Raw genomic sequence first — 1447 nt, forward strand, 5'->3', positions numbered from 1 at the left:
TTGTACTGACCCCAAAAAGTTGGACAGTTAAACACGAGGCACATAGGTCTGGGTTCGATATTCAATTGGACTCAGACCTTTTAATTTCAGGCTAATTCTTCTGCTGTTGTAGTAGTCAATATATTCCGTAACAGCATCCTTCAGTTCGCTTATATTACTGAACTCGTCAAGATAAAAACACTCCGACTTTAAGGTTCCAAAGAAACATTCCACGACTGCATTATCCAGACAATTGCCTTTTCTGGACATGCTCTGTGTAATGCCTTGTTCTTTAAGGATGTTTTGATACCTTCTCATACGATACTGCCATCCCTGGTCAGAGTGCAGAATAGGATGCTCGTGAGGCTTAAGCTTTTTGAATGCCTGATCGAGCATATTCTCGACCATGTTCATCACAGGTCTTTCCGACAGGCTGTAAGAAATAACTTCGTTGTTGAAGAGATCTATTACTGGAGACAAATACAGCTTTCGCCCATTGACTGCAAATTCAGTAACGTCGGTAACCCACTTCTCGTTTGGCCGTGTAGCCTTGAAATCCCTTTGGAGAACATTGGGGGCGGTTTGCCCTACCTCTCCTCTGTAGGAGCTGTATCGCTTGACCTTAATCGCTGCCTTAAGCGAGAGGGTTCCCATCAGGCGCTGAACGGCTTTATGGTTAATCCGTTCCCCGTCTCGATGGAGAGACAACGTTACCCTACGGTATCCGTAACGACCTTTATTCTCGTGATAAATCTCACCAATACGCTTTTTAACATCCGCATACTTATCAGGCTTGCTGAGAGCCTTTAGATGGTAATAAAACGTACTGCGCGGTATCTCCGCTGCCTTGAGAAGCTCATCAAGAGGGTAAAACTGCCTTAGCTCGTTGAGTACTTTCACTTTTTCGCGGGATGAGCTAAGGCTTTCAGCTTTTTTAGATACGTAAGCCGCATTTCAAGGAATCGAACTTGTCTTTCAAGATCCTCAATACGTCGGTCTTTCGACAGCTCCAATGCTAACGCCGCTTTTTCTGGATCAACTGACATTGTAATGTTTCTTTTGGTGCCGATCTTGAGTGCGCGTAAACCAGCTTCTCCGTGCTCCTCATAGACTTTCAGCCACTTGGCTACAGAACCACTACCAGCAAGCATAAAGTGAGCAGCAGCCTGATTGAGGGACATCTGCTGCTCGGTCACGGCTTTCACGACCTTAATGCGCAACTCTGGATCAGCACTAACGCCTTTAGGTTTGGGAATTAAACCTTTTTCTCCATGTTTTTCATAGAGGGCAACCCACGTCCTGACCTGTGTTCGAGGCACACCAAAACGTGCAGAGATGATCCTGTAACCATCATCAGTTGTGAAGTAGTGATTCACGACTTCAAGGCGCTTTTCGAAGGGGTATTTTGGCTTTGACATATCAGGGACTATTCCATTTCATCGTCCAACAAAATGGGTGCAGTACAGGT

At 45.3% G+C, this 1447-nt stretch carries 1 protein-coding gene; it reads right to left on the reverse strand.

Annotation, left to right across the window (positions count from 1 at the left end):
- Positions 1–27: 27 nt before the first annotated feature.
- A protein-coding gene (locus ACMWLG_RS25765) for an IS3-like element ISKpn8 family transposase (RefSeq protein WP_085949440.1) occupies positions 28–1397 on the reverse strand; the annotation gives its coding sequence in 2 pieces (ribosomal slippage) (positions 28–917 and positions 917–1397; 1371 coding nt in all).
- Between the last annotated feature and the right edge of the window lie 50 nt (positions 1398–1447).

Origin of the sequence: Enterobacter sp. 01-M-02-SI-ECC, from assembly GCF_047530595.1 — a bacterium.
In the GTDB taxonomy this organism is placed as follows: Bacteria; Pseudomonadota; Gammaproteobacteria; order Enterobacterales; family Enterobacteriaceae; genus Enterobacter; species Enterobacter cloacae_M.